The organism is Variovorax sp. GW821-FHT09B01 (assembly GCF_059418345.1).
The window spans coordinates 1-23,037 of sequence record NZ_JBWKPQ010000035.1 but is presented as its reverse complement, the minus strand read 5'-3'; the positions used below and the strand labels follow the sequence as shown (position 1 = coordinate 23,037).

Genomic DNA, 23,037 nt, shown 5'->3' with positions numbered 1-23,037 from the left:
CGACCCATGAAGCGCAGCAACTTCCTCAAGGCGGCCGTCGCGGGCCTCGCGCTCGCAGCTGCCGGCATCGCGCCGCTGGCCCAGGCGCAGGACAAGGGCCTGATCGCGATCTCGATGCCCACCAAGTCCTCGGCGCGCTGGATCGCCGACGGCGCCAACATGGTCAAGTACTTCAAGGAGAAGGGCTACAAGACCGATCTGCAATATGCGGACGACGACATCCCGAACCAGCTCGCCCAAGTGGAGAACATGGTGACCAAGGGATCGAAGGTGCTGGTGATCGCGGCCATCGACGGCACCACGCTGTCCGACGTGCTGCAAAAGGCGGCCGACAAGGGCGTGAAGGTGATCGCCTACGACCGGCTCATCAAGGGCTCGAAGAACGTCGACTACTACGCCACCTTCGACAACTTCCAGGTCGGCGTGCTGCAGGCGCAGTCGATCGAGAAGGCGCTCGACCTCAAGGCCGGCAAGGGACCGTTCAACATCGAGCTGTTCGGCGGCTCGCCCGACGACAACAACGCCTTCTTCTTCTACAACGGCGCGATGTCGGTGCTCGAGCCCTACATCAAGAGCGGCAAGCTGGTGGTGCGCAGCAAACAGATGGGCATGGACAAGGTCGGCACCCTGCGCTGGGACGGCGCGGTGGCGCAGGCGCGCATGGACAACCTGCTGTCGGCCTTCTACACCAAGGAGCGCGTCGACGCGGTGCTCTCGCCCTACGACGGGCTGTCGATCGGCATCCTGTCCTCGCTCAAGGGCGTGGGCTACGGCTCGGGCTCGCAGGCCATGCCGGTGGTGTCGGGCCAGGACGCCGAGATCCCCTCGGTGAAGTCGATCCTGCGCAAGGAGCAGAGCTCGACCGTGTTCAAGGACACGCGCGAACTCGCCAAGGTCACGGTGGCGATGGTCGACGCCATGCTCTCGGGCAAGACGCCCGAGGTCAACGACACCAAGACCTACAACAACGGCGTCAAGGTCGTGCCCTCCTACCTGCTCAAGCCGGTCAGCGTCGACGGCAGCAACTGGAAGCAGGTGCTGGTCGACAGTGGCTACTACAAGGAAAGCCAGGTCAAGTGAACGAGCGCGACGCGCACGGCGGCGGCACGATCCTCGAGATGCGCGGGATCACCAAGACCTTCCCGGGCGTGAAGGCGCTGAGCAACGTCAACCTCGCGGTGCGCGCGGGCGAGATCCATGCGGTGGTGGGCGAGAACGGCGCGGGCAAGTCCACGCTGATGAAGGTGCTCAGTGGCGTCTACCCCTGCGACTCGTACGACGGCGAGATCCTGTTCGAGGGCGAGCCGCGCCGCTTCCGGGGCATCGCCGACAGCGAGAAGCTCGGCATCATCATCATCCACCAGGAACTCGCGCTGGTGCCGCTGCTGTCTATCGCCGAGAACATCTTCCTCGGCAACGAGATCGCGCGCGGCGGCGTGATCGACTGGTTCGCGGCCTATGCGAGGACGCGCGAGCTGCTCGCCAAGGTCGGCCTGAAGGAAGCGCCGACCACGCTGGTGACCGACCTCGGCGTGGGCAAGCAGCAGTTGGTGGAGATCGCCAAGGCGCTCGCGAAGGAGGTGCGCCTGCTGATCCTCGACGAGCCCACCGCGAGCCTCAACGAGACCGACAGCGACGCGCTGCTGCGCCTGCTGCTCGAACTCAAGCGCCAGGGCATCGCCTCGATCCTGATCTCGCACAAGCTCAACGAGATCGCCAAGGTGGCCGATGCGATCACGGTGCTGCGCGACGGCGCCACGGTCGAGACCATGGACTGCCGCGCCCAGCCGATCAGCGAGGACCGCATCGTGCGCGGCATGGTGGGGCGCGACATGGCGCACCGCTATCCGCCGCGCGAGCCGAAGATCGGCGAGACGGTGTTCGAGCTGCGCGACTGGCGCGTGCACCATGCGCAGCATGCCGACCGCGAGCAGATCCACGGCGTGAGCCTGCGCGTGCGCCAGGGCGAGATCGTCGGCATCGCGGGCCTGATGGGCGCGGGCCGCACCGAGCTCGCGATGAGCGTGTTCGGCCGCTCCTACGGCCAGCGCATCAGCGGCGAGGTGCTGATGCACGGCAAGACGGTGGACGTGAGCACGGTGCGCAAGGCCATCGACCACGGCATCGCCTACGTGACCGAGGACCGCAAGGGCCTGGGCCTGGTGCTCGAGGAGGAGATCCGCAAGAACGTGAGCCTCGCGAACCTCGACGCGGTGGCCGACGGCCTGGTGATCGACCCGGGCCGCGAGTTCCAGGTGGCGAACGAGTACCGCAAGGTGCTCAACATCCGCTGCGCGGGCATCGAGCAACCGGTGGTCAACCTCTCGGGCGGCAACCAGCAGAAGGTGGTGCTGAGCAAGTGGCTGTTCACCCAGCCCGAGCTGCTGATCCTCGACGAGCCCACGCGCGGCATCGACGTGGGCGCCAAGTACGAGATCTACACCATCATCGACCGGCTCGCGCGCGAGGGCAAAGGCATTCTCATGATCTCTTCCGAACTGCCCGAGCTGCTCGGCATGTGCGACCGCATTTACGTGATGAACGAGGGGCGCTTCGTCGCCGAATTCACGGCCGCCGAGGCCACGCAGGAACGCATCATGCACGCCATCGTGCGCGCGGGGAGCACGGTCCATGTCGCAGCCTGAAGCGCAGGTGGCGACCGCCGCCGTGGCCGCCGAGGCCAGGGGCCTGCACGCGGGCTTCCTCAAGAACAACCTGCGCGAATACGGCATGCTGATCTCGCTGGTCGCGATCATGGTGCTGTTCCAGGTGCTGACCGACGGTACCCTGCTGCGGCCGCTGAACCTCACGAACCTGCTGCTGCAGAACAGCTACGTGGTGATCATGGCGCTGGGCATGCTGCTGGTGATCGTGGCCGGCCACATCGACCTGTCGGTGGGCTCGGTCTGCGGCTTCATCGGCGCGCTGGCGGCGGTGCTGATGGTGGAGTACGAATGGCATTTCGTGCCGACCGCGATCGTGAGCATCCTCGCGGGTGCGCTCATCGGCGCGGCGCAGGGCTGGTTCGTGGCCTTCCGCAAGATCCCCTCGTTCATCGTCACGCTCGCGGGCATGCTGGTGTTCAAGGGGCTCACGCTGGCGCTGCTCGCGGGCCAGTCGGTGGGGCCGTTTCCCGAGGCCTTCCAGCGCCTGAGCTCGGGCTTCATTCCCGACCCGATCGGCGGCGCGGCGCTGCGCACCACCTCGCTGGTCGTGGGCGCGCTGGCGGCCGCGGCGCTGGTGTTCTTCAAGCTGCGCGGCCGCGCCAAGCTCGCGGCGCACGGCATGGCGCAGGAGCCCTATGCCTTCTTCCTCGTGAAGAACCTGTTCTTCGCGGCCATCATCCTGTTCTTCAGCTACCTGCTGGCCACCTACAAGGGCCTGCCCAACGTGCTGATCGTGATGGCGGTGCTGATCGTGGCCTACGACTTCGTCACCAACCGCACCACCATCGGCCGGCGCATCTATGCGCTGGGCGGCAACGAGAAGGCAGCGCGGCTGTCGGGCGTGAAGACGCAGCGCCTGGCCTTCCTGACCTTCGTGAACATGGGCGCGCTTGCCGCGCTCGCGGGCCTGGTGTTCGCGGCCCGGCTCAACACCGCCACGCCCAAGGCCGGCCTGGGCTTCGAGCTCGACGTGATCGCGGCCTGCTTCATCGGCGGCGCCTCGGCCTCGGGCGGCGTGGGCAAGGTGATGGGCGCGGTGATCGGCGCCTTCATCATGGGCGTGATGAACAACGGCATGTCGATCCTCGGCATCGGCATCGACTACCAGCAGGTGATCAAGGGGCTGGTGCTGCTGGCGGCGGTGTTCATCGATGTCTACAACAAGAACAAGTAGCGCCATGGCCGACTCCGCGACCTCCGCGCCCCTGCCCGTGCTCGCGCTGCGCGGCATCCGCAAGCAGTTCGGCGGCATCGCCGTGCTCGACGACGTGCAGCTCAAGCTGTACCCGGGCGAGGTGCATGCGCTGATGGGGCAGAACGGCGCGGGCAAGTCGACCCTGATCAAGGTGCTGACGGGCGTACTGCCCTCGAGCGGCGGCGAGATGTTCCTCGACGGGCAGGCGATCCATCCGGCCTCGCCGCTCGATGCGCAGAAGCTCGGGATCAGCACGGTCTACCAGGAAGTGAACCTGTGCCCCAACCTGTCGGTGGCCGAGAACGTGTTCGCGGGCCGTTATCCGCGCCGCGGCGCGCTGCAGGGCTTTCGCATCGACTGGCGCGCGGTGAACCGCCGCGCGGAAGAACTGCTCGCGCGCATCGGGCTCGAGATCGACGTGACGCGCTTGCTGTCGAGCTATTCGGTGGCGGTGCAGCAGATGGTGGCGATCGCGCGCGCGCTCGGCGTGTCGTCGAAGGTGCTGATCCTCGACGAGCCGACCTCGAGCCTGGACGACGACGAGGTCGAGAAGCTGTTCGAGGTGCTGCGGCGGCTGCGCGCGGAGGGCATGGCGATCGTCTTCGTGACGCACTTCCTCAACCAGATGTACGCGGTGTCCGATCGCATCACGGTGCTGCGCAACGGCCACTGGGTGGGCGAATGGAAGGCGGCGGACCTGGGACCGCAGGCGCTGATCGCGGCGATGCTCGGGCGCGAGCTGGCGGCGCAGTCGGCGCGGCCCGCGGCATTGCCGGCCTTCGACGAGGCGGCCCCCGCGCTGCTGCAGATCGAGGGGCTGGCACAGGCCGGCCAGCTGCAACCGACCGACCTGCGCGTGCGTGCGGGCGAAGTGGTCGGCATCGCGGGCCTGCTGGGCGCGGGCCGCACGGAACTGGCGCGGCTGCTGTTCGGGCTCGAGACGCCTGATCGCGGGGTGCTGAAGATCGAGGGCCGCACGCTGAGCTTCTCGAACCCGGCCGATGCGATCCGCGAGGGCCTGGCGCTGTGCCCCGAGGAACGCAAGACCGACGGCATCGTGGCCGAGCTGTCGGTGCGCGAGAACATCGCGCTCGCGCTGCAGGCGCGCCTGGGCACGCGCAAGTTCCTCTCGCATGCCGAACAGACGGCGATGGCCGAGCGCTTCGTGGCCTCGCTGGGCATCAAGACGGCGAGTGTCGAAACCCCCATCGGCCTGCTCTCGGGCGGCAACCAGCAGAAGGCCATGATCGCGCGCTGGCTCGCGACCGAGCCACGCATCCTGATCCTCGACGAGCCCACGCGCGGCATCGACGTGGCGGCCAAGCAGGAAATCATGGAAGAGATCCTGCGGCTCGCGCGTGCGGGGATGGCGGTGATCTTCATTTCTTCCGAGATGAGCGAAGTGGTGCGGGTTGCGCATCGCATCGTGGTTCTGCGTGACCGGAAGAAGGTGGGAGAGTTGCCGGGCGGGGCCACCGAGGACGAGGTGTACGACATGATTGCTGCGGCATGAAAGCTCGTTCGATGTCTTGTTCGGGGCGGGCACGCGCCGACGGGGTACTCCCCTCCGCGAATGTCCCCCGGCCTTCGGCCTCCTCCTTTATTTCGCTGCGGGGAGTACCCCATCGACGCGCGCCTGGACACGGCCGTAGAACCGGCCGCACCACCGCTGCGCTCCTCGTGCACAGGGCAGTGGGTGCTTCCCGCAGCGAAATAAAGGAGGAGCCGAAGGCGGGGGACATTCGCGGAGGGAAGTACCCGCTGTCCTGTGCACGCGCCCCAACCCTCCAGCAGAGACCCCCCCAATGACAACAACAAAAAGCCGAGTGCACAAAGCCATGCACCACCGCCTGACCTGGCCCCTGGTCACGCTGTTCCTCCTGCTGGCCGTCAACACAGCCTTCAACCCCAGCTTCCTCCACCTCGAATGGAGAGAGGGCCATCTCTACGGAAGCCTCATCGACATCCTCAACCGCGCCGCCCCCCTGGTGCTGGTGTCGCTGGGCATGACCCTGGTCATCGCCACGCGCGGCATCGACATCTCGGTCGGTGCCGTCGTGGCCATCGCGGCGGCGCTCGCGGCCTGGATGATCGGCGGCTCGGTGGCCAGCGACGTGAGCCGTTTTCCCATGAGCCTGGCCATCGTGGCCGCCATCGGCATCGCGTTGCTGTGCGGCCTGTGGAACGGCCTGCTGGTGGCCAAGGTCGGCATGCAGCCGATCATCGCCACGCTGATCCTCATGGTGGCCGGGCGCGGCATCGCGCAACTGATCGCCGACGGTCAGATCATCACCATCTACTACAAGCCCTTCTTCTTCCTCGGCAGCGGCTACCTGCTGGGTTTGCCGTTCTCGCTGTTCATCGTGGCCACCGTGTTCGTGCTGCTGTATCTCGCCATCACGCGCACCGCGCTGGGCCTGTTCATCCAGGCCGTGGGCATCAACCCGACGGCCGCGCGCGTGGCGGGCGTGCAGGCGCGGCGGCTGATCGTCGGGGCCTATGCCTTCTGCGGTGCCTGCGCGGGCGTGGCGGGCCTCTTGATCAGCTCCAACGTCAAGAGCGCGGACGGCAACAACGCCGGCCAGCTGATCGAGCTCGACGCGATCCTCGCCGTGACCCTCGGCGGCACCGCGCTGACCGGCGGGCGCTTCAGCCTCGTGGGCAGCGTGATCGGCGCGCTGATCATTCAGACCTTGACCTATGCGATCTATTCGCTCGGCGTGCCGCCCGAGATCAACCTCGTGGTGAAGGCCGGCGTGGTGTTCGCGGTGATGCTGCTGCAGTCGCCCGAGTTCAGGGCGGAGATACGGACGCTGGTGCAGCGGCCGGCGCATGACGGAGCCAAGGCATGAGCGCGGTGATCGAAACCGCACCCTCACCCCGGCCCTCTCCCGCAAGCGGCAGAGGGAGCAGGAGGCTCAATCCCAAGTACCTGCCGCTGGCCGCGACCATCTCCTTGTTCGTGCTCGTCGCCACGCTGGGCTCGGTGTTCTACGACGGCTTCTTCTCGGCCCAGGTCTTCCTCAACCTGCTGATCGACAACGCCTTCCTGATCGTCGTCGCCGTCGGCATGACCTTCGTGATCCTCTCGGGCGGCATCGATCTCTCGGTGGGCTCGGTGATCGCGCTCACCACCATGGTGTCGGCCGCGCTGGTCGAGAAGCACGGCTGGAGCCCGGCGGTGGTGATTCCGCTCGTGCTCGCCATGGGCACCGCCTTCGGCGCCTTCATGGGCCTCCTGATCGAACGCTACCGGCTGCAGCCCTTCATCGTCACGCTGGCCGGCATGTTCCTCGCACGCGGCCTGTGCTACCTGATCAGCATCGACTCGATCAGCATCACGAACGAGTTCTACACCGAGGTCTCGCAGATCCGCATTCCGATCTGGGGCGAGGCCTCGATCTCGCTGAGCGCGGCGATCGCCGTCGGCGTGCTGCTGGCCGCGGTCTTCATCGCCCACTGCACGCCCTTCGGCCGCGCCGTCTATGCCATCGGCGGCAGCGAGCATTCGGCCATGCTGATGGGCCTGCCGGTGCGTCGCACGCTGATCGGTGTCTACACCCTCTCGGGCTTCTGCTCGGCGCTGGCCGGCGTCATCTTCACCTTCTACATGCTCTCGGGCTACGGCCTGCATGCCGTGGGCCTCGAGCTCGACGCCATCGCGGCGGTGGTCATCGGCGGCACGCTGCTCACCGGTGGCGTGGGCTATGTCGCCGGCACGCTGTTCGGCGTGCTGATGCTCGGGATCATCCAGACCCTGATCTCCTTCGACGGCACGCTGAGCTCGTGGTGGACGCGCATCGTCGTCGGCGCGCTGCTGTTCGTGTTCTGCCTGCTGCAACGCTTCTTCACCTCGCGCGCCCCGCGCCGCTGATCGACCTCCCCATGACCCCCAAGAAATTGCGCTCCGCCGAATGGTTCGGCACGGCCGACAAGAACGGCTTCATGTACCGCAGCTGGATGAAGAACCAGGGCATCCCCGACCACGAGTTCGACGGCCGGCCGATCGTCGGCATCTGCAACACCTGGTCGGAGCTCACGCCCTGCAACGCCCACTTCCGCAAGATCGCCGAGCACGTCAAGCGCGGCATCTCGGAGGCCGGCGGCTTCCCGGTCGAGTTCCCGGTGTTCTCCAACGGCGAATCGAACCTGCGGCCCACCGCCATGCTCACGCGCAACCTCGCGAGCATGGACGTCGAGGAAGCCATCCGCGGCAACCCGGTCGACGCCGTGGTGCTGCTGACCGGCTGCGACAAGACCACGCCCGCGCTGCTGATGGGCGCCGCGAGCTGCGACATCCCGGCCATCGTGGTCACGGGCGGGCCGATGCTCAACGGCAAGCTCGACGGCCGCAACATCGGTTCGGGCACGGCCGTGTGGCAGCTGCACGAGTCGCTCAAGGCCGGCGAGATCGACCTGCACCAGTTCCTCTCGGCCGAAGGCGGCATGTCGCGCTCGGCCGGCACCTGCAACACCATGGGCACGGCCTCCACCATGGCCTGCATGGCCGAGGCGCTGGGCACCTCGCTGCCGCACAACGCGGCCATTCCCGCGGTCGACGCGCGGCGCTACGTGCTGGCGCAGATGTCGGGCATGCGCGCGGTCGAGATGGCGAAGGAGGGCCTGACGCTCTCGAAGGTGCTCACGCGCGAAGCCTTCGAGAATGCCATCCGCGTCAATGCGGCCATCGGCGGCTCGACCAATGCCGTGATCCACCTGAAGGCGATCGCGGGGCGCATCGGCGTCGAACTCGAGCTCGAGGACTGGACCCGCATCGGCAGCCATACGCCGACCATCGTCGACCTGATGCCCTCGGGCCGCTTCATGATGGAGGAGTTCTACTACGCGGGCGGCCTGCCCGCGGTGCTGCGCCGGCTCGGCGAGAACGGCCTGCTGCCGCACCCGGGCGCGCTCACCGTCAACGGCCGCTCGCTGTGGGACAACGTGCGCGACGCGCCCAGCCTCGACGACGAGGTGATCCGCCCGCTCGACAAGCCGCTGATCGCCGACGGCGGCATCCGCATCCTGCGCGGCAACCTCTCGCCGCGCGGCGCCGTGCTCAAGCCCTCGGCGGCCACGCCCGAGTTGCTCAAGCACCGCGGCCGCGCGGTGGTGTTCGAGAACCTCGAGCACTACAAGGAGCGCATCGTCGACGAGTCGCTCGAGGTCGACGCCAGCTCCGTCCTCGTGCTGAAGAACTGCGGCCCCAAGGGCTATCCCGGCATGGCCGAGGTCGGCAACATGGGCCTGCCGCCCAAGCTGCTGCGCCAGGGCATCAAGGACATGGTGCGCATCTCCGACGCGCGCATGAGCGGCACCGCCTACGGCACCGTGGTGCTGCACGTCGCGCCCGAGGCGGCCGACGGCGGGCCGCTGGCGGCGGTGCGCGACGGCGACTGGATCGAACTCGACTGCGATGCCGGCCGGCTGCACCTGGACATCGGCGACGAGGAACTGGCCGCGCGGCTGGCCGCGCTCGGGCCTTCCGACGCGCAGCCCATGAGCACGCGCGGCGGCGGCTACCAGAAGCTCTACGTGAACCACGTGCTGCAGGCCGACGAGGGCTGCGACTTCGATTTCCTGGTCGGCTGCCGCGGCGCGGCCGTGCCGCGTCATTCCCATTGAAAGCCCGAGCCATTCCATGACCCCCCGATACCGCGGCATCTTCCCGGTGGTGCCCACCACCTTCGACGAGCAGGGCGCGCTCGACCTCGAGAGCCAGAAGCGCTGCGTCGACTTCATGATCGACGCCGGCTCCGACGGCCTGTGCATCCTGGCCAACTTCTCCGAGCAGTTCGTGCTGTCGGACGAGGAGCGCGAAGTGCTCACGCGCACCGTGCTCGAGCACGTGAAGGGCCGCGTGCCGGTGATCGTGACCACCACCCACTACAGCACCCGGGTGTGCGCCGAGCGCAGCCGGCGCGCGCAGGACATGGGCGCCGCGATGCTGATGGTGATGCCGCCGTACCACGGCGCCACCTTCCGCGTGCCCGAGGAACAGATCTTCGCGTTCTACGCGCGGCTGTCGGACGCCGTGGGCATTCCGATCATGGTGCAGGACGCGCCGGCCAGCGGCACGGTGCTGTCGGCGCCGTTCCTCGCGCGCATGGCGCGCGAGATCGAGCACCTGGCCTACTTCAAGATCGAGACCGCGGGCGCGGCCGCCAAGCTGCGCGAGCTGATCCGCCTGGGCGGCGACGCCGTCGAAGGCCCGTGGGACGGCGAGGAGGCGATCACGCTGATGCCCGACCTCGATGCCGGCGCCACCGGCTCGATGACCGGCGGCGGCTATCCCGACGGCCTGCGCCCGATCCTGGTGGCGCACCGCGAGGGCCGGCGCGAGGAGGCCTTCGCGCGCTACCAGCAGTGGCTGCCGCTGATCAACTACGAGAACCGCCAGGCCGGCCTGCTGGCCTGCAAGGCGCTGATGAAGGAGGGTGGCGTCATCGCCTGCGAGGCGCCGCGGCATCCGCTGCCGGCGCTGCATCCCGACACGCGCGCGGGACTGATCGAGACCGCGCGGCGGCTCGATCCGCTGGTGCTGCGCTGGGGGCGCTGAAGGGCTGCCGCGCTCAGCGGTAGTAGACCTCGACCGTACCCTTGAGCTTGAGCAGCAGCGGATGGCCCTTGCGGTCCACCGTCTTGCCGGCCGGCACCTTGATCCAGCCTTCGCTGATGCAGTATTCCTCGACGTCGAGGCGTTCCTTGCCGTTGAAGCGGATGCCGATCTCGTGCTCGAAGGCCGTGGGCAGGTGGAAGGGGCTGCGCGCGTCGGTCGAGAGGCGGTCGGGCAGGGGCGGGCGTTCGGTGGCGTCGGTCATGGCAAGGATTGTCGGTCGAAGGGGCCGGCCGCGGCAGTGGGCGCGCGGCGGCGTGCAATGATAGTGGCCGACCGACCCCCGCCCCCATGAGACCCGACCTGGATTCCCTTGCGCTGTTCCTGCGCGCCGTCGAATGCGGCAGCCTCTCGAAGGCCGCCGCCGAAAGCCACATGGTGCTGTCGGCCGCGAGCCGGCGCATCGCGATGCTCGAGAGCCAGTTCGGCGTGACCCTGTTCCAGCGCAGCTCGCGCGGCGTGACCGTCACCGGCGCGGGCGAATCGCTCGCGGTGCATGCGCGGCTGATCCTGCGCGACGTCGACCGCATGCGCGCCGACCTCTCCGACTACGCGCAGGGCGCCACCGGCCGCGTGCGGCTGCAGGCCAATGCCTCGGCGATGGGGCAGTTCCTGCCCGACGACGTGGCGAGCTTCCGGCGCGCCTATCCCGAGATCCGCGTCGACGTGGAGGAGCACCGCAGCGTGTGGATCGTGCAGGCCATCCGCGAGCGCCAGGCCGACGTCGGCGTGATCACCGGCGAGACCTCCGACGCCAGCCTCAACTTCATCCCCTACCGCATGGACCGGCTGGTGGCCGTGGTGCACCGGCGGCATCCGCACCGCGGCCGCGAGGTCTCGTTCGAGCAGCTGCTCGATTTCGACTTCGTCGGCCTCGAGAGCGACTCCGCGATCGCGCGCACCATCGAGGACGCGGCCGCGCTGGCGCGCAAGGTGCTGCGGCTGCGCGTGCAGGTCAAGAGCTTCGAGGCCGTGTGCCGGATGATCGAGGCCGGCATGGGCGTGGGCATCCTGCCCGAGGGCGCGGCCGCCACCTACCGCAAGGAGATGGGGCTGCGCTTCCTGAATCTCACCGATGCCTGGGCCTCGCGCCGCATGTACATCTGCACGCGGCAGGAGACGCTGGGCTTTCCGCAGCGCCGGCTGGTGGACCACCTGCTGGCGCGCAGCGTCGCGCCCGTCACTTCATCAGGTCGCTGAGGTTCACCGGCTTGATCTTGCCGCCTTCCACCGTGGCCACCAGCGGGTCGACGATGGTGCCGCCCACGCTGTCCACGCCCTTGAAGCTGCCGGCATTGATCTTCTCGGGCAGTGCCTTGAGCGCGTCGCCGAGCTTGGCGCGGATCGCCGCCGCGTCGCTGGTGGTGCCCGCGAGCTTCATCGCGGCGGCCAGCGCGTGCACCAGCGTGTAGTTGTAGGAAGACTCGGTGGTCGCGTCCTTGTCGGCGCCGTAGGCCTTGCGGTAGGCCTCGGCGAAGCTCTTCGGGCCCACGCGCTCGTCGTAGGACACCGGCAGCACGCCGATCGAGCCCTCGAGCGCGCCGAGGCCGCCCGTGACCTTGGCCATCTCGTCGAACTTGGCCTGGTCCATCACCAGGAAGCCGCCCTTGAAGCCGAGCTCGCGCGCCTGCTTGGCCACCAGCGCGGTGGGCTCCGAGGGGCCGCCGACGAACAGCACGTCGGGCTTCTCGGCCAGCACGCGGCTCACGCCGCTGTAGAAGTCGGCCGAGCGGTTGTACGACATGGGGTTGTTCGAGGCGATGGTGCCGCCGGCCTTCTCCCAGGCCGGGCCGAACAGCTGGCTCCAGTTCTTCGCGTACTCGTGGTCGCCCGGCAGCATGCCGACGCGCTTGCCGAACTTGTTCATCTCGTAGCGCGTGAAGGGCTCGATGTAGGAGTTGAAGGTCGGCGGGATGCGGATGGTGAGCTTGTTGCCGGTCTCGGTGATCTTCGGCGTGCTCGAGTACGCCATCACGATGAACTTCTCCTGCTCGTTGAAGGCCTGCATCGCGTAGATGCCGCCCGAGTGCGGCACGAACACCGCCGGCGACTGGTGCTGCTGCACCAGCCGGCGCGCGTTGATGGCGGCGTCGGCCGGCGAGTACTTGTCGTCGAGCGCGACCAGTTCGAACTTGTACTTCTTGCCGCCGACCTCGAGGCCCGCGGCATTCACTTCCTTGATCGCCATCTCCATGCCGTTGACCACGTTCTTGCCGTAGAGCGCGGCGCCGCCGCTCAGGGGGCCGGTGAAGCCGATCTTCACCGTGTCCTGCGCGAAGGCGGCACCGGCACCGAAGGCGGCGGCCAGCGCGGCGGCCACGGGCAGCGCGGCAAGGCGGCGGCGGGTGCGAAGGGGCGTGGTGGATGTCATGGCGTTGTCTCCTGTAGTTGGGGGGCGAGGAAAAAAAGCGTGGGGCCGGCGCGCGGCTCAGGCGCCGATGTAGGCGGCGCGCACCGCCTCGTTGTGCAGCAGCGACTCGCGGTCGCCCTCGAGCGCGATGCGGCCGCGCTCGATGACGTAGGCGCGGTGCGCGATGGCCAGTGCCGAGTAGGCGTTCTGCTCGGCCAGCAGCACCGTGGTGCCCTGCTGGTTGATGCGCTGGATCACCTCGAACACCTGCTTCACGATCAGCGGCGCCAGGCCCAGCGAAGGCTCGTCGAGCAGCAGCACCCTGGGCCGCCCGAGCATCGCGCGGCCGATCGCCACCATCTGCTGCTGGCCGCCCGACAGCGACCCCGCGGGATCGTTCTGCTTGGCCGCGAGGATCGGGAACAGCGAGAACACCTCGTCGAGCGAGCGCTGGATGCCGGCCTTGTCGCCGCGGTGCACGTAGGCACCCAGCGTGAGGTTCTTGCGCACCGTCATCATCGGGAACAGCTTGCGGCCCTCGGGGCAGTGCACCAGGCCCGAGGCCACGATCTGCGCCGGGCGCTGGCCCGTGATGTCGCCGTCGCCCAGGCGGATGCGGCCCGCGCTCGGGCGGCGGATGCCGCTGGCGGCCATGAAGATCGAGGTCTTGCCCGCGCCGTTGGCGCCCAGCAGCACCACCAGCTCGCCCGGGTCGGCATGCAGGCTCACGCCGCTGAGCGCGCGAAAGCTGCCGTAGTGGAGATCGACGCCCTCAAACCGCAGCATGGTCGGTCCCCAGGTAGGCCTCGATCACCTGCGGATCGCGGCGGATCTCGGCGGGCGTGCCCTCGGCGATCTTGGCGCCGTTGTTGAGCACGACGATCTTGTCGGCCAGCTGCATGATCATGTCCATCTTGTGCTCGATCAGGCACACGGTCTTGCCGTGCGCCACCAGCTTGCGGATCAGCGCCGCTAGGCCCACGGTCTCCTCGGGGTTCACGCCACCCGCGGGTTCGTCGAGCAGGAGCAGCTGCGGGTCGGTCGCCAGCGCGAGCGCGAAGGCCACGCGCTTGCGCTCCTCCTGCGTGATGTCGGCCGCGATGCGGTGGGCGATGTGCGAGAGGCCCACGAAGTCCAGCGCCTCCTGCGCCTTGTCGCGGCACAGCTTCTCTTCCTCGCGCAGGCGGCGGCTGCCGATGAGCACGTCCCACAGGCCCGAGTGCGTGCGCAGCCGGTGGCCCACGATCAGGTTGTCGAGCACGGTGGCGTTGTCGAACAGGTGCGTGGTCTGGAAGGTGCGCGCGATGCCCAGCCGCGCCACGTGGTCGGGGCGCATGCCGGTGACGTCGCGGCCCTCGAAGGCGATGCGGCCCGCGCTCGGCTTGTGCGTGCCCGCCACCAGGTTGAAGAAGGTGGTCTTGCCGGCGCCGTTGGGGCCGATGATGGCGCTGATCTGGCCGCGCTCGAAGCGCGTGCTCACGCTGTCGACCGCGGTCAGGCCGAAGAACTGCTTGGTGAGGCCCTCGATCTCAAGCATGGCGCCGCACCTCCTGCACGGTGGCTGCGGAGGCCGCGGCCCGCCGCGCATCGGCACGGCGCGCGCGGCGCTTGAGCCAGGTGCCGACGATGCCGTCGGGCAGGAAGATGATCAGCGCGATCAGCACCGGGCCGAACACCACCATGCGGTAGTCCTGCAGGAACTGCAGGCTCTGCGTGAGGCCGGTGACGAGGAAGGTGCCCACCAGCGGCCCGAGCAGGGTGCCGATGCCGCCCACCAGCACGAACATCACGAGGTCGAAGGTCACGGCCTCGCTCGCGAGGTCGGGGCCGAGGAAGCGCACCTGGCCCGCGTAGAGCGCGCCCGCGAAGCCGGCGTAGATCACCGACAGCACGAACGACAGCGTCTTGGTGCGCATCAGGTCGGTGCCCAGCGCCTCGGCCAGCTCGTCGCTGTTGCGCACCGCCATGAAGCTGCGGCCCAGCAGCGAGCGCACGATGCGCGCCATGACCCAGATGCCCAGCGCGAGGAAGGCCAGCACCAGGTAGTACTGCGACAGCGGCGTGCCGAACTGCAGCGGCCCGATGCCCGTGGGCGAGGGGATGCCCATGATGCCCACCGGACCGTGCGTGAGGCTCTCCCACTTCTCGATCAGCAGGAACATGATGTAGCTCACGCACAGCGTGAAGATCGAGAAGTAGTGGCCCTTCAGGCGCAGCGACAGGATGCCGATGAAGAAGCCCAGCACGCCCGTGACCACGCCCGCGAGCGCGAACGCGATCCAGAACGGCACCTGGTGGTCGACCGTGAGGATGCCCACCGTGTAGGCGCCCACGGCCATGAAGGCGCCGTGCGCGAGGTTGAACTGGCCCGTGTAGCCGGTGATCAGGTTCAGGCCCAGCGCGGCGATGGCCATGATGAAGGCCTGCGTCGCCACCGAGATCAGGTAGTTGTTGGGCGCGAACAGCGGAAAGGCCAGCGCGATCAGCGCGAGCACGGCCCAGCCGGCCTTGCCTTGCAGCAGCGATCCCATCAGCGGGCTCCCTTCGGCGTGAACAGGCCCTGCGGGCGCAGCGACAGGATCACCACCAGCAGCACGAAGGCGATGATGTCCTTGTAGTCGGTCGAGAAGTAGAAGCCGCCGAAGCTCTCGGCCATGCCGATGATCAGGCCCCCGACGATGGCGCCCGGGAAGCTGCCCATGCCGCCGAGGATGATGATCACGAAGGCCTTGGTGATCACCAGGTTGCCCATGCTCGGGTAGACCAGGTTGATCGGCGCATAGAGCACCGCCGCCACCGCCGCCAGCGCGCCCGAGATCGCGAACACCAGGAGCGTGACGCGCGTGGCGTCGATCCCCACCAGTGCCGCGCCGTCGCGGTTCTGCGCCATCGCGATGATGGTCGAGCCCAGCACCGTGTGGTTGAGGAACAGGTGCAGCAGCACCATCAGCCCGAAGGCGCCCGCGATGATCAGCAGGCGCTGCAGCGGCGCCGTGAGCCCGAACACCTCGACGATCTGGCCGTAGGGCGTGGGCATGCGGTGGAAGTCGGCGCCGAAGATGGCCTGCGCGCCGGCCTCGATGAACAGCAGGATGCCGATGGCGGCGATCATGTCGTGCAGCTCGGGCGCGTTGCGCAGCGGATGGAACACCAGCCGCTCGGCCAGCATCGCGATGACGGCGACCACCACCGCCGCGCCGGCCATCGCGATCCAGTAGTTGAGGCCCAGCCGCGCCATCAGGTAGTAGCCCGCGAAGGCCCCGGCCATGTAGAAGGCGCCGTGCGCGAAGTTCGGCACGTGCAGGATGCCGTAGACCAGCGTGAGGCCCAGGGCCACCAGGCTGTAGACGCCGCCCACGGTCAGGCCGTTGAGCAGTTGCTGAAAGAACAGTTCCACGTCGATCCTCGCAGTTGCCGCAATGGCATTCACCCGCGCACCGGCTCTGGAGGTCGGTGTCGCCGGGGTCCAGCGGAGGATTGTGGAAGCGCGGTGTGGCCGCGTCGACTGAGGTTTGCCCGAACTTGCCTTGTCGCTTCAGCGACTTCGAAAAACGGGTATGGGAATGCGCGGGGCCCGGCGGTCATGCGGGCGTCGCGCGGATCTGCGCAGGAAACGCCCGCGCGGGGGCGTTTCCGGCACCGCGTTCAGCGCTTGAGAGCCTCGACCAGGTCCAGCACCATGCGGTCGCCGCCGAAGGTGTCGACGCCGCGCGTGAGCAGCGCGTCGACCGCCTGCGCGATGCCGTGCGCGGCCGCGGATTGCTCGGCCATGTCGTTGTAGTAGCCCAGGTCCTTCTTGGCATTGGCCATCGAGAACTTGAGCGAATCGGTGCTGCCGGTCAGGAGCTTGGGCTTGACGCGCTCGAGCGCGACGCCGTTGCCGCCGCCCTTGGCCAGCACGTCGACGAAGACATCGGGCTTGACGCCCGCGCGCTCGGCGCAGGCCGCGGCCTCGCACAGCAGCGCCACGGTGCCCAGCGAGACGAAGTTGTGCAGCAGCTTCATCGCATGGCCGGCGCCGATGCCGCCCACGTGCGTGACGTTCTCGGCGAAGGCACGCAGCAGCGGCAGGCAGGAGGCCAGCACCTCGGCGTCGCCGCCCACCAGCAGGTTGAGCCGGCCCTCGGCCGCTTCCTTCGCGGTGCGGGTCATCGGGGCGTCGAGGAAATGGCCGCCCTTGGTCTCGACGGCGCGCGCCACGCGCGAGGTGGATTCGGGCACGGCGGTCGAGCAGTCGACCACCACGGTGCCGGGACGCAGCGCGGAGAGCGCGCCCTTCTCGCCGAGCATCACGGCCTCGACCTGCGGCGTGCCGGTCACGCAGAGGATCAGCACGTCGACCTCGGCCGCGAGCTTCGCCACGTCGGGCGTCGAGCGCGCGCCGGCCGCGAGCAGGGCGTCGATCGGCTGGTTGCCCGGGTGCTCGAGCACCGTGAGCGCATGGCCGTGGCCCACGATGTTCTGCGCGATGCCGCTGCCCATCAGGCCCACGCCCACGAGGCCCACGCGGCGCTTGGGAGCGGCCGCCTTCTCTTGTTCGTTCAATGCCATGGTTTGGTTCCGCCTTGCTTATCCGTGCTTGATCGCGATGGTCTTGAGGGTGGTGAAGCCGAGCAGGGCCTCGAAGCCCTTCTCGCGGCCGAAGCCCGAGGACTTCACGCCGCCGAAGGGCAGTTCCACGCCGCCGGCCGCGCCGTAATTGTTGATGAAGACCTGGCCGCAGTGCATCTTGTGCGCCATGCGCAGCTGGCGCGCGCCGTCGCGCGTCCAGATGCCGGCCACCAGGCCGAAGTCGGTGCCGTTGGCCAGGCGCACGGCCTCGGCCTCGTCGGCGAAGGGCGTGAGCGCCAGCACCGGGCCGAAGATCTCGCGCTGCGCGATGTCGCTGTCGCCGGGCACGTCGCGGAACAGCACGGCCTCCTGGTAGAAGCCCTGGGCCGAGGCATTGGGTGCCACGCTGCCGCGCGCGGCCACCTTCAGGCCTTGCGCCTCGGCGGTGGCGACCATGTCGCGCACCTGGCGGAACTGCTTCTCGTTGATCAGCGGGCCCATGTCGAGGTCGTCGGCCGGCGGGCCGGCGCGCACGGCCGAGAAGCGCTTCGCGAGCCGCTGCACCACCTCTTCGTAGATCGACTGCTCGACCAGCACCCGGCTGCCCGCCGAGCAGGTCTGGCCGGCGTTCTGGATGATGGCGTTGACCAGCACCGGCTCGGCCGCGTCGAGGTCGGCGTCGGCGAACACGATCTGCGGCGACTTGCCGCCCAGTTCCAGCGTCACGGGGCAGTGGCGCTCGGCGGCCGCCAGGCCCACGCTGCGGCCGGTGACGGTGGAGCCGGTGAAGGAGATGTGGTCGATGCCCGGGTGCGCGCACAGCGCCGCGCCGGCTTCCTTGCCGTAGCCCGTGACCACGTTGAGCGTGCCGGCCGGAAAGCCGACCTCGGCCGCCAGCTCGGCCAGGCGCAGCAGCGAGAGGCTCGCGTCCTCGGCCGGCTTGACCACGCAGGCGTTGCCCGCGGCCAGCGCGGCGCCCACGCTGCGGCCCGCGATCTGCATCGGGTAGTTCCAGGGAATGATGTGGCCGGTCACGCCGTGCGGCACGCGCACCGTGAGCACGGTGTAGCCGCGCTCGTAGGGCAGGGTGTCGCCGTGCAGCTTGTCGCAGGCGCCGGCGTAGTACTCCATGTAGCGCGCGAGCGCGGTGGCGTCGTTGCGCGCCACGCGCAGCGCCTTGCCGGTGTCGCGCGCCTCGAGCTGGGCCAGTTCCTCGTGGTGGGCGATGACGGCCGCGCCGAGCTTGGCCAGCAGCCGGCCGCGCTCGAGCGCGCTCAGCGCGCCCCAGGGGCCGTCGAAGTTCTCGCCGACCGCGCGGCGCGCGGCCTTCACGGCGACATCGATGTCGCCCGCGGTGCCGCGCGCGAGCTGGCCGAAGCGCTCGCCGTCGCTGGGGTCGATCACGTCGATGGTGGCGTTGCCTTCCGAGGGCACGCGCCGGCCGTCGATGAAGTGGGTGGGGTTCATGGGGGTGTCTCCTTGCGGGCGGCGCCGGCGGGGCGCCGCGAAAAATCGGGGGCGGTGCGCGAGAGGCTCGCGCGCCGCCCAGTGTCGGACAAGCGCTTCAGCCGAGTTCGGGCCAGGGCTTCTGCGGCTCGCGGATCTGCTCGAAGGCGCGGCTGAACTGCAGCACGCCGAGGTCGTCGAAGCGCCGGCCGATGATCTGCAGCCCGATCGGCAGGCCCTCGGCGGAGTAGCCGCAGTTGATCGAGGCTGCCGGCTGCTCCGACATGTTGTAGGGCACGGTGAAGCCGATGTGCTCGAGCGAGCGCAGCGGGTCGTTGGTGGGCGAGGCATGTTCCGCGGGCGCGGGCATGTTGGGCGACACCGGCGAGATCACGAAGTCGAAGCCGACCGTGGCGGCCACCGCCGCGGCGCGCGTGGCGATGAACTGGCTGTAGGCCTCGTAGATGTGCTCGCCCGAGAACCCGGCCGCGCTCTCGGCCCAGGTCAGGATGTAGGGCAGCATCTTCGCGCGCTGCTCGGCGCTCATCGTGCGCAGGTCGCTCAGCGAGCGCATGCGCCAGAAGTGGTCCATGCCCTGCAGCATTTTCGGCGTCATGAAGGGCTGCATCGGCTCGACGTGCGCGCCGGCGTCCTCGATGCGCTTCGCGGCGCGGCGCACCGCCTCGGCGATCTGCGGATCGAGCGGCAGGCCGCAGCCTGCCTCCATCAGCAGGCCCACGCGTTTGCCCTTGATGAAATCGGGCTCGACCGCGAAGGCGGCCCAGTCGATCGCGCCGGGCGGCAGCTCGGAGTAGTCGCGCGCGTCGGGCTGGGCCATCGAGGCCATCATCAGCGCCGAATCCTCCACGGTGCGCGTCATCGGGCCGGCGCAGCGGCCCATGTAGGGCGTGCTCAGCGGGATGCGGCCGAAGCTGGGCTTGAGCGAGTAGATGCCGCACCAGCTCGCGGGCAGGCGCAGCGAGCCGCCGATGTCGGTGCCCACGTGCAGCGGGCCGTAGCCGGCCGCGGCGGCCGAGCCGGCGCCGGCGCTCGAGCCGCCCGGCGTGCGCGACAGGTCCCAGGGATTGCGCGACAGATGGTGGAAGGTCGACAGGCCCGAGGACAGCATGCCCACGTCGGGCATGGTGGTCTTGGCCACGAGCACCGTGCCGTCCTCCTTGAGGCGCGCGGCGGGTGGCGAGTCCTGCGCCATCGGCACCAGCGGATAGGCGGCGGTGCCCAGCGGCATCGGGTCGCCCGCGGTCGCGAGGTTGTCCTTGATGGTCACGGGCACGCCGTCGAGCGCGCCGCGCTGCGTGCCGGCGAGCCAGCGCGCCTCGGAGGCGCGCGCCTGCTCGAGCGCGAGCTCGGGGCGGAACAGCCAGGTGGCGCAGAGCCTGGGCTCGAGCGCCTCGATGCGCGCATTGACCGAGCGCGCCACCTCGACCGGCGAGAGTTCGCGGCGCGCGTAGGCGGCGACTAGCTCGGCCGCGCCGAGGTCGTACAGGTTCTTCTTCGTCATCGCATCAGCTCCACGAGATGGCCGCGAGGTCGTTCACCACGATCGGCATGCTGGGCCACAGGCCCTTGACTTCCTTGCGCGCGATGGTCGGGAACACGGCCTGGTAGAGGAAGCCGTTGACCGCGTCGGTCGCGAGCATCTTCTGCGCGTCGCCCAGCAGGTCGGCGCGGCGCTTCTTGTTCTCCTCGTTCTGGATCGCGACGTACAGGTCGCGGAACTTCTTCGAGTCGTAGCCCCAGTAGTAGTCGGGCTCGGTGTACTTCACGAGGTCGAAGGGCTCGACGTGCGCGACCATCGTGAGGTCGAAGTCGTGCGCGCCGCCGAAGGTGCCGCTGAGCCACTGGGCCCATTCCACGTTCTGGATCTTCACGTTGATGCCGATCTGCGCGAGCTGCGCGGCGATCACCTCGCCGCCCTGGCGCGCGTACGACGGCGGCGGCAGCTGCAGGCGCAGCTCGAGCGGCGTCCTCACGCCGGCCTCGGCCAAGAGCTTCTTCGCCTTCTCGACGTCGAAGGGATTCATCGCGGTGGTGTCGACGGAGCCCGGCGCGCCCAGCGCGTAGTGGCTGCCGATGGGCTTGCCGAAACCGTCGGCCGCGCCCTGCACGATCGCGTTGCGGTCGATCGCCGCCAGGATCGCGCGGCGCACGCGCACGTCGTCGAGCGGCTTCTTGCGGTTGTTGATGGTGAGGATCACCTTGCCGCGCGTGCCGACCTCGATCACCTGGAAGCGGTTGTTGCCCTTGAACTGGCTCACCGAGCGCGTGCCCGCGCGCGGGAAGATGTCGATGTCGCCCGACAGCAGCGCGGCGGTCTGGGCCGCGGTGTCCGACATGAAGCGGAACACGAAGCGCTCGATCTTGGCCTGCGCCGGATCGCGGTAGGTGGTGGACTTGACCAGCGTGCACGAGGCGCCGCGCTGCCAGCTGCCGAGCTTGTAGGGGCCGGTGCCCACGGGCTGCGTGGCATTGGTGTCGGCGCTCTTGGGCTCGACCAGGCAGGCGGTGGACTGGCCCAGCATGAAGGGCAGGTCGGGATTGGGCAGCGTGCTGTTCACGCCCACCGTGTGCTCGTCGAGCACCACGGTGCCGATCTCGCTGAAGAAGCGCTTGTCCTTGTTGGTGCTCTTGGCGTTGCCCGCGCGGTCGAAGGAGAACTTCACGACCGCCGCGTTGAAGGGTTCGCCGTTCTGGAACTTGACGCCGCGCTTGAGCTTGAAGACGAAGGTCTTCATGTCGGGCGACGAGGTCCAGCTCTCGGCCAGCATCGGCGTGACCGAGCCGTCGGCGTTGACCTTGGTCAGCGTCTCGAAGATGTTGTACTGCGTGATCTCGGCGATGGCAGAGGCCGCGCCCGTGGTCGGGTCCAGGCCCGGCGGTTCGAGCGGCATGCCGATGGTCAGCGTGTTCTTGCCGGCCTGCGCGCGCGCCTGCGGCAGGAAGACGCCCGGGATGGCCGCGGCCATGGCGGACGTCATGAGGGTGCGTCGCTTCAACATACTTCGATAGCTCCTGGAAAAGACAACAGAAAAAAATCAGTGGGCCGGTGCCTGCAGCACCGCGCCGAGCAGCGTGCGCGTGTAGGGATGCTGCGCGTTGGCGAAGAGCGCCTGCGGCGTCCCGCGCTCGACGATCTGCCCCTTGAAGACCACGCAGACTTCATCGCACAGGTGGTTGACGACGGCGAGGTCATGGCTGATGAGCAGGTAGCTGATGCCGAACTGCTGCTGCAGGTCCTGCATGAGGTTGAGCACCTGGGCCTGCACGGAGACGTCCAGGGCGCTCACGGGCTCGTCGGCGACGATGAGCTTGGGGCGGGTGATGAGGGCGCGCGCGATCGCGATGCGCTGGCGCTGGCCGCCCGAGAACTCGTGCGGGTACTTGTCGAGGTCGGTGGGGCGCAGGCCCACGGCGGCGAGGGACTCGGCGGCGCGCTCGCGTTGTTCCTTCTTCGATATCTGCGCCAGCGCTTCGAGCGGCTCGGCCACGATGCGTGCGACCGTCTGGCGCGGGTCGAGGGAGCCGTAGGGGTCCTGGAAGACCATCTGGAAGTCGCGCCGGGCGGTGCGCAACTCGTCTCTTGAGAGGGCATGCAACTCACGCCCTTCGAGCTTCACGCTGCCCGAGGTGGGCTTGTCCAGCGCCATCACGAGGCGTGCGATGGTCGACTTGCCCGAACCGGACTCCCCGACGATCCCCACGCTGCGCCCGGCTTGCACCTCGAAGCTCACGCCATTGAGGGCCTTGACCGTGGGCGGCGGGCCCAGCAGCTTCTCGCGCGGCAGCGCGTAGTGGCGTACGAGGTCGGTGACTTGCAGCAGCGGCGTCTTCGCTTGCGTCATGCCACGGCCTCCGCTTCGATCTCGTCGAGTCGGATGCAGCGCACCGCATGGTCATCTGGCAGCATCACCGCGGGCGGCCGCGTCGATTGGCAGGCATCGACCGTGTAGCTGCAGCGCCCCGCGAACGGACAGCCCGCGGGCAGGTCCACCAGCTCGGGCACGCTGCCCCGGATGGTGGCCAGCCGCTGGCCCTTCGGCGCCCCGATCACCGGCCGCGCCGCGAACAGCCCCTTGGTGTACGGATGCGCGCGGTTCGCGAAGAGCGCGCGCGTGGGCCCGCTCTCCACCACGCTGCCGCCATACATCACGAGCATGCGCTGCACGCTGTTGGCGATCACGCCCAGGTCGTG

Annotated in this window: 21 protein-coding genes; 9 read left to right on the top strand and 12 right to left on the bottom strand. The window is 68.9% G+C overall.

The window, feature by feature from the left end; all coding sequences use genetic code 11:
• The first annotated feature begins 6 nt into the window (after positions 1 to 6).
• From chvE to AC07RV_RS42895, 8 genes are all read left to right on the top strand, one after another.
• Positions 7 to 1,080 carry a multiple monosaccharide ABC transporter substrate-binding protein gene (chvE, locus tag AC07RV_RS42930; protein ID WP_203204487.1) on the top strand — a complete coding sequence of 358 codons (1,074 nt, stop codon included), beginning with the start codon at positions 7 to 9 and terminating at the stop codon, positions 1,078 to 1,080.
• A 38-nt stretch (positions 1,081 to 1,118) separates the two neighbouring features.
• Positions 1,119 to 2,645 carry a multiple monosaccharide ABC transporter ATP-binding protein gene (mmsA, locus tag AC07RV_RS42925; RefSeq protein ID WP_296781371.1) on the top strand — a complete coding sequence of 509 codons (1,527 nt, stop codon included), beginning with the start codon at positions 1,119 to 1,121 and terminating at the stop codon, positions 2,643 to 2,645.
• Entirely contained in the window at positions 2,632 to 3,840 is a 1,209-nt protein-coding gene (gene mmsB / locus AC07RV_RS42920) for a multiple monosaccharide ABC transporter permease (protein ID WP_296781353.1), read from the top strand. The genes mmsA and mmsB overlap by 14 nt, the downstream gene beginning before the upstream one ends.
• 4 nt (positions 3,841 to 3,844) lie before the next feature.
• The gene (locus AC07RV_RS42915) at positions 3,845 to 5,374 is read left to right on the top strand and encodes a sugar ABC transporter ATP-binding protein (protein WP_296741971.1); all 1,530 of its coding nucleotides are present in this window, start codon (positions 3,845 to 3,847) and stop codon (positions 5,372 to 5,374) included.
• Between the two features lie 325 nt (positions 5,375 to 5,699).
• Positions 5,700 to 6,713 (top strand): ABC transporter permease, encoded by a 1,014-nt coding sequence (locus AC07RV_RS42910; RefSeq protein WP_366929003.1) that lies wholly within the window; start codon positions 5,700 to 5,702, stop codon positions 6,711 to 6,713.
• Entirely contained in the window at positions 6,710 to 7,735 is a 1,026-nt protein-coding gene (yjfF, locus tag AC07RV_RS42905; RefSeq protein ID WP_296781351.1) for a galactofuranose ABC transporter, permease protein YjfF, read from the top strand. The genes AC07RV_RS42910 and yjfF overlap by 4 nt, the downstream gene beginning before the upstream one ends.
• Positions 7,736 to 7,746: 11 nt before the next feature.
• Positions 7,747 to 9,486 carry an IlvD/Edd family dehydratase gene (locus tag AC07RV_RS42900; protein WP_296781350.1) on the top strand — a complete coding sequence of 580 codons (1,740 nt, stop codon included), beginning with the start codon at positions 7,747 to 7,749 and terminating at the stop codon, positions 9,484 to 9,486.
• A gap of 16 nt (positions 9,487 to 9,502) precedes the next feature.
• Positions 9,503 to 10,420, top strand: a complete 918-nt coding sequence (locus tag AC07RV_RS42895) for a dihydrodipicolinate synthase family protein (protein ID WP_261216628.1) — start codon at positions 9,503 to 9,505, stop codon at positions 10,418 to 10,420.
• Between the two features lie 13 nt (positions 10,421 to 10,433).
• On the opposite strand, the gene AC07RV_RS42890 is transcribed toward AC07RV_RS42895, so the two are convergent.
• On the bottom strand, positions 10,434 to 10,682 hold the full coding sequence (locus AC07RV_RS42890) for a DUF3297 family protein (RefSeq protein WP_057594601.1): 249 nt from the start codon (positions 10,680 to 10,682) through the stop codon (positions 10,434 to 10,436).
• A gap of 86 nt (positions 10,683 to 10,768) precedes the next feature.
• Between AC07RV_RS42890 and AC07RV_RS42885 the strand changes: the two genes are divergently transcribed.
• Entirely contained in the window at positions 10,769 to 11,677 is a 909-nt protein-coding gene (locus AC07RV_RS42885) for a LysR family transcriptional regulator (protein ID WP_057594602.1), read from the top strand.
• Here the strand turns inward: AC07RV_RS42885 and AC07RV_RS42880 are convergent.
• The 11 genes from AC07RV_RS42880 to AC07RV_RS42830 form a co-directional block, all read right to left on the bottom strand.
• Positions 11,658 to 12,848, bottom strand: coding sequence for an ABC transporter substrate-binding protein (locus AC07RV_RS42880; RefSeq protein WP_296781349.1), 1,191 nt, complete (start codon positions 12,846 to 12,848; stop codon positions 11,658 to 11,660). The two genes, AC07RV_RS42885 and AC07RV_RS42880, sit on opposite strands and share 20 nt — an antisense overlap.
• Before the next feature lie 57 nt (positions 12,849 to 12,905).
• Positions 12,906 to 13,613, bottom strand: a complete 708-nt coding sequence (locus AC07RV_RS42875; protein ID WP_057594604.1) for an ABC transporter ATP-binding protein — start codon at positions 13,611 to 13,613, stop codon at positions 12,906 to 12,908.
• Complete coding sequence (locus AC07RV_RS42870; protein ID WP_057594605.1) at positions 13,600 to 14,364, bottom strand: ABC transporter ATP-binding protein; 765 nt, start codon at positions 14,362 to 14,364, stop codon at positions 13,600 to 13,602. Before AC07RV_RS42870 ends, AC07RV_RS42875 begins: the two co-directional genes overlap by 14 nt.
• Positions 14,357 to 15,358, bottom strand: coding sequence for a branched-chain amino acid ABC transporter permease (locus tag AC07RV_RS42865; RefSeq protein WP_296728416.1), 1,002 nt, complete (start codon positions 15,356 to 15,358; stop codon positions 14,357 to 14,359). Before AC07RV_RS42865 ends, AC07RV_RS42870 begins: the two co-directional genes overlap by 8 nt.
• The gene (locus tag AC07RV_RS42860; protein ID WP_093353666.1) at positions 15,358 to 16,224 is read right to left on the bottom strand and encodes a branched-chain amino acid ABC transporter permease; all 867 of its coding nucleotides are present in this window, start codon (positions 16,222 to 16,224) and stop codon (positions 15,358 to 15,360) included. The genes AC07RV_RS42865 and AC07RV_RS42860 overlap by 1 nt, the downstream gene beginning before the upstream one ends.
• Positions 16,225 to 16,472: 248 nt before the next feature.
• Complete coding sequence (locus tag AC07RV_RS42855; RefSeq protein ID WP_296781348.1) at positions 16,473 to 17,378, bottom strand: NAD(P)-dependent oxidoreductase; 906 nt, start codon at positions 17,376 to 17,378, stop codon at positions 16,473 to 16,475.
• An 18-nt stretch (positions 17,379 to 17,396) separates the two neighbouring features.
• Positions 17,397 to 18,845 (bottom strand): aldehyde dehydrogenase family protein, encoded by a 1,449-nt coding sequence (locus tag AC07RV_RS42850; RefSeq protein ID WP_296781347.1) that lies wholly within the window; start codon positions 18,843 to 18,845, stop codon positions 17,397 to 17,399.
• A 97-nt stretch (positions 18,846 to 18,942) separates the two neighbouring features.
• The gene (locus AC07RV_RS42845; RefSeq protein ID WP_296781346.1) at positions 18,943 to 20,346 is read right to left on the bottom strand and encodes an amidase; all 1,404 of its coding nucleotides are present in this window, start codon (positions 20,344 to 20,346) and stop codon (positions 18,943 to 18,945) included.
• A 4-nt stretch (positions 20,347 to 20,350) separates the two neighbouring features.
• Positions 20,351 to 21,844 carry an ABC transporter substrate-binding protein gene (locus tag AC07RV_RS42840; RefSeq protein WP_296781345.1) on the bottom strand — a complete coding sequence of 498 codons (1,494 nt, stop codon included), beginning with the start codon at positions 21,842 to 21,844 and terminating at the stop codon, positions 20,351 to 20,353.
• A 36-nt stretch (positions 21,845 to 21,880) separates the two neighbouring features.
• On the bottom strand, positions 21,881 to 22,687 hold the full coding sequence (locus AC07RV_RS42835; protein ID WP_444852718.1) for an ATP-binding cassette domain-containing protein: 807 nt from the start codon (positions 22,685 to 22,687) through the stop codon (positions 21,881 to 21,883).
• On the bottom strand, positions 22,684 to 23,037 hold a 354-nt coding region (locus AC07RV_RS42830; protein ID WP_492716266.1), incomplete at its 5' end, for an oligopeptide/dipeptide ABC transporter ATP-binding protein. The genes AC07RV_RS42830 and AC07RV_RS42835, both read right to left, overlap by 4 nt.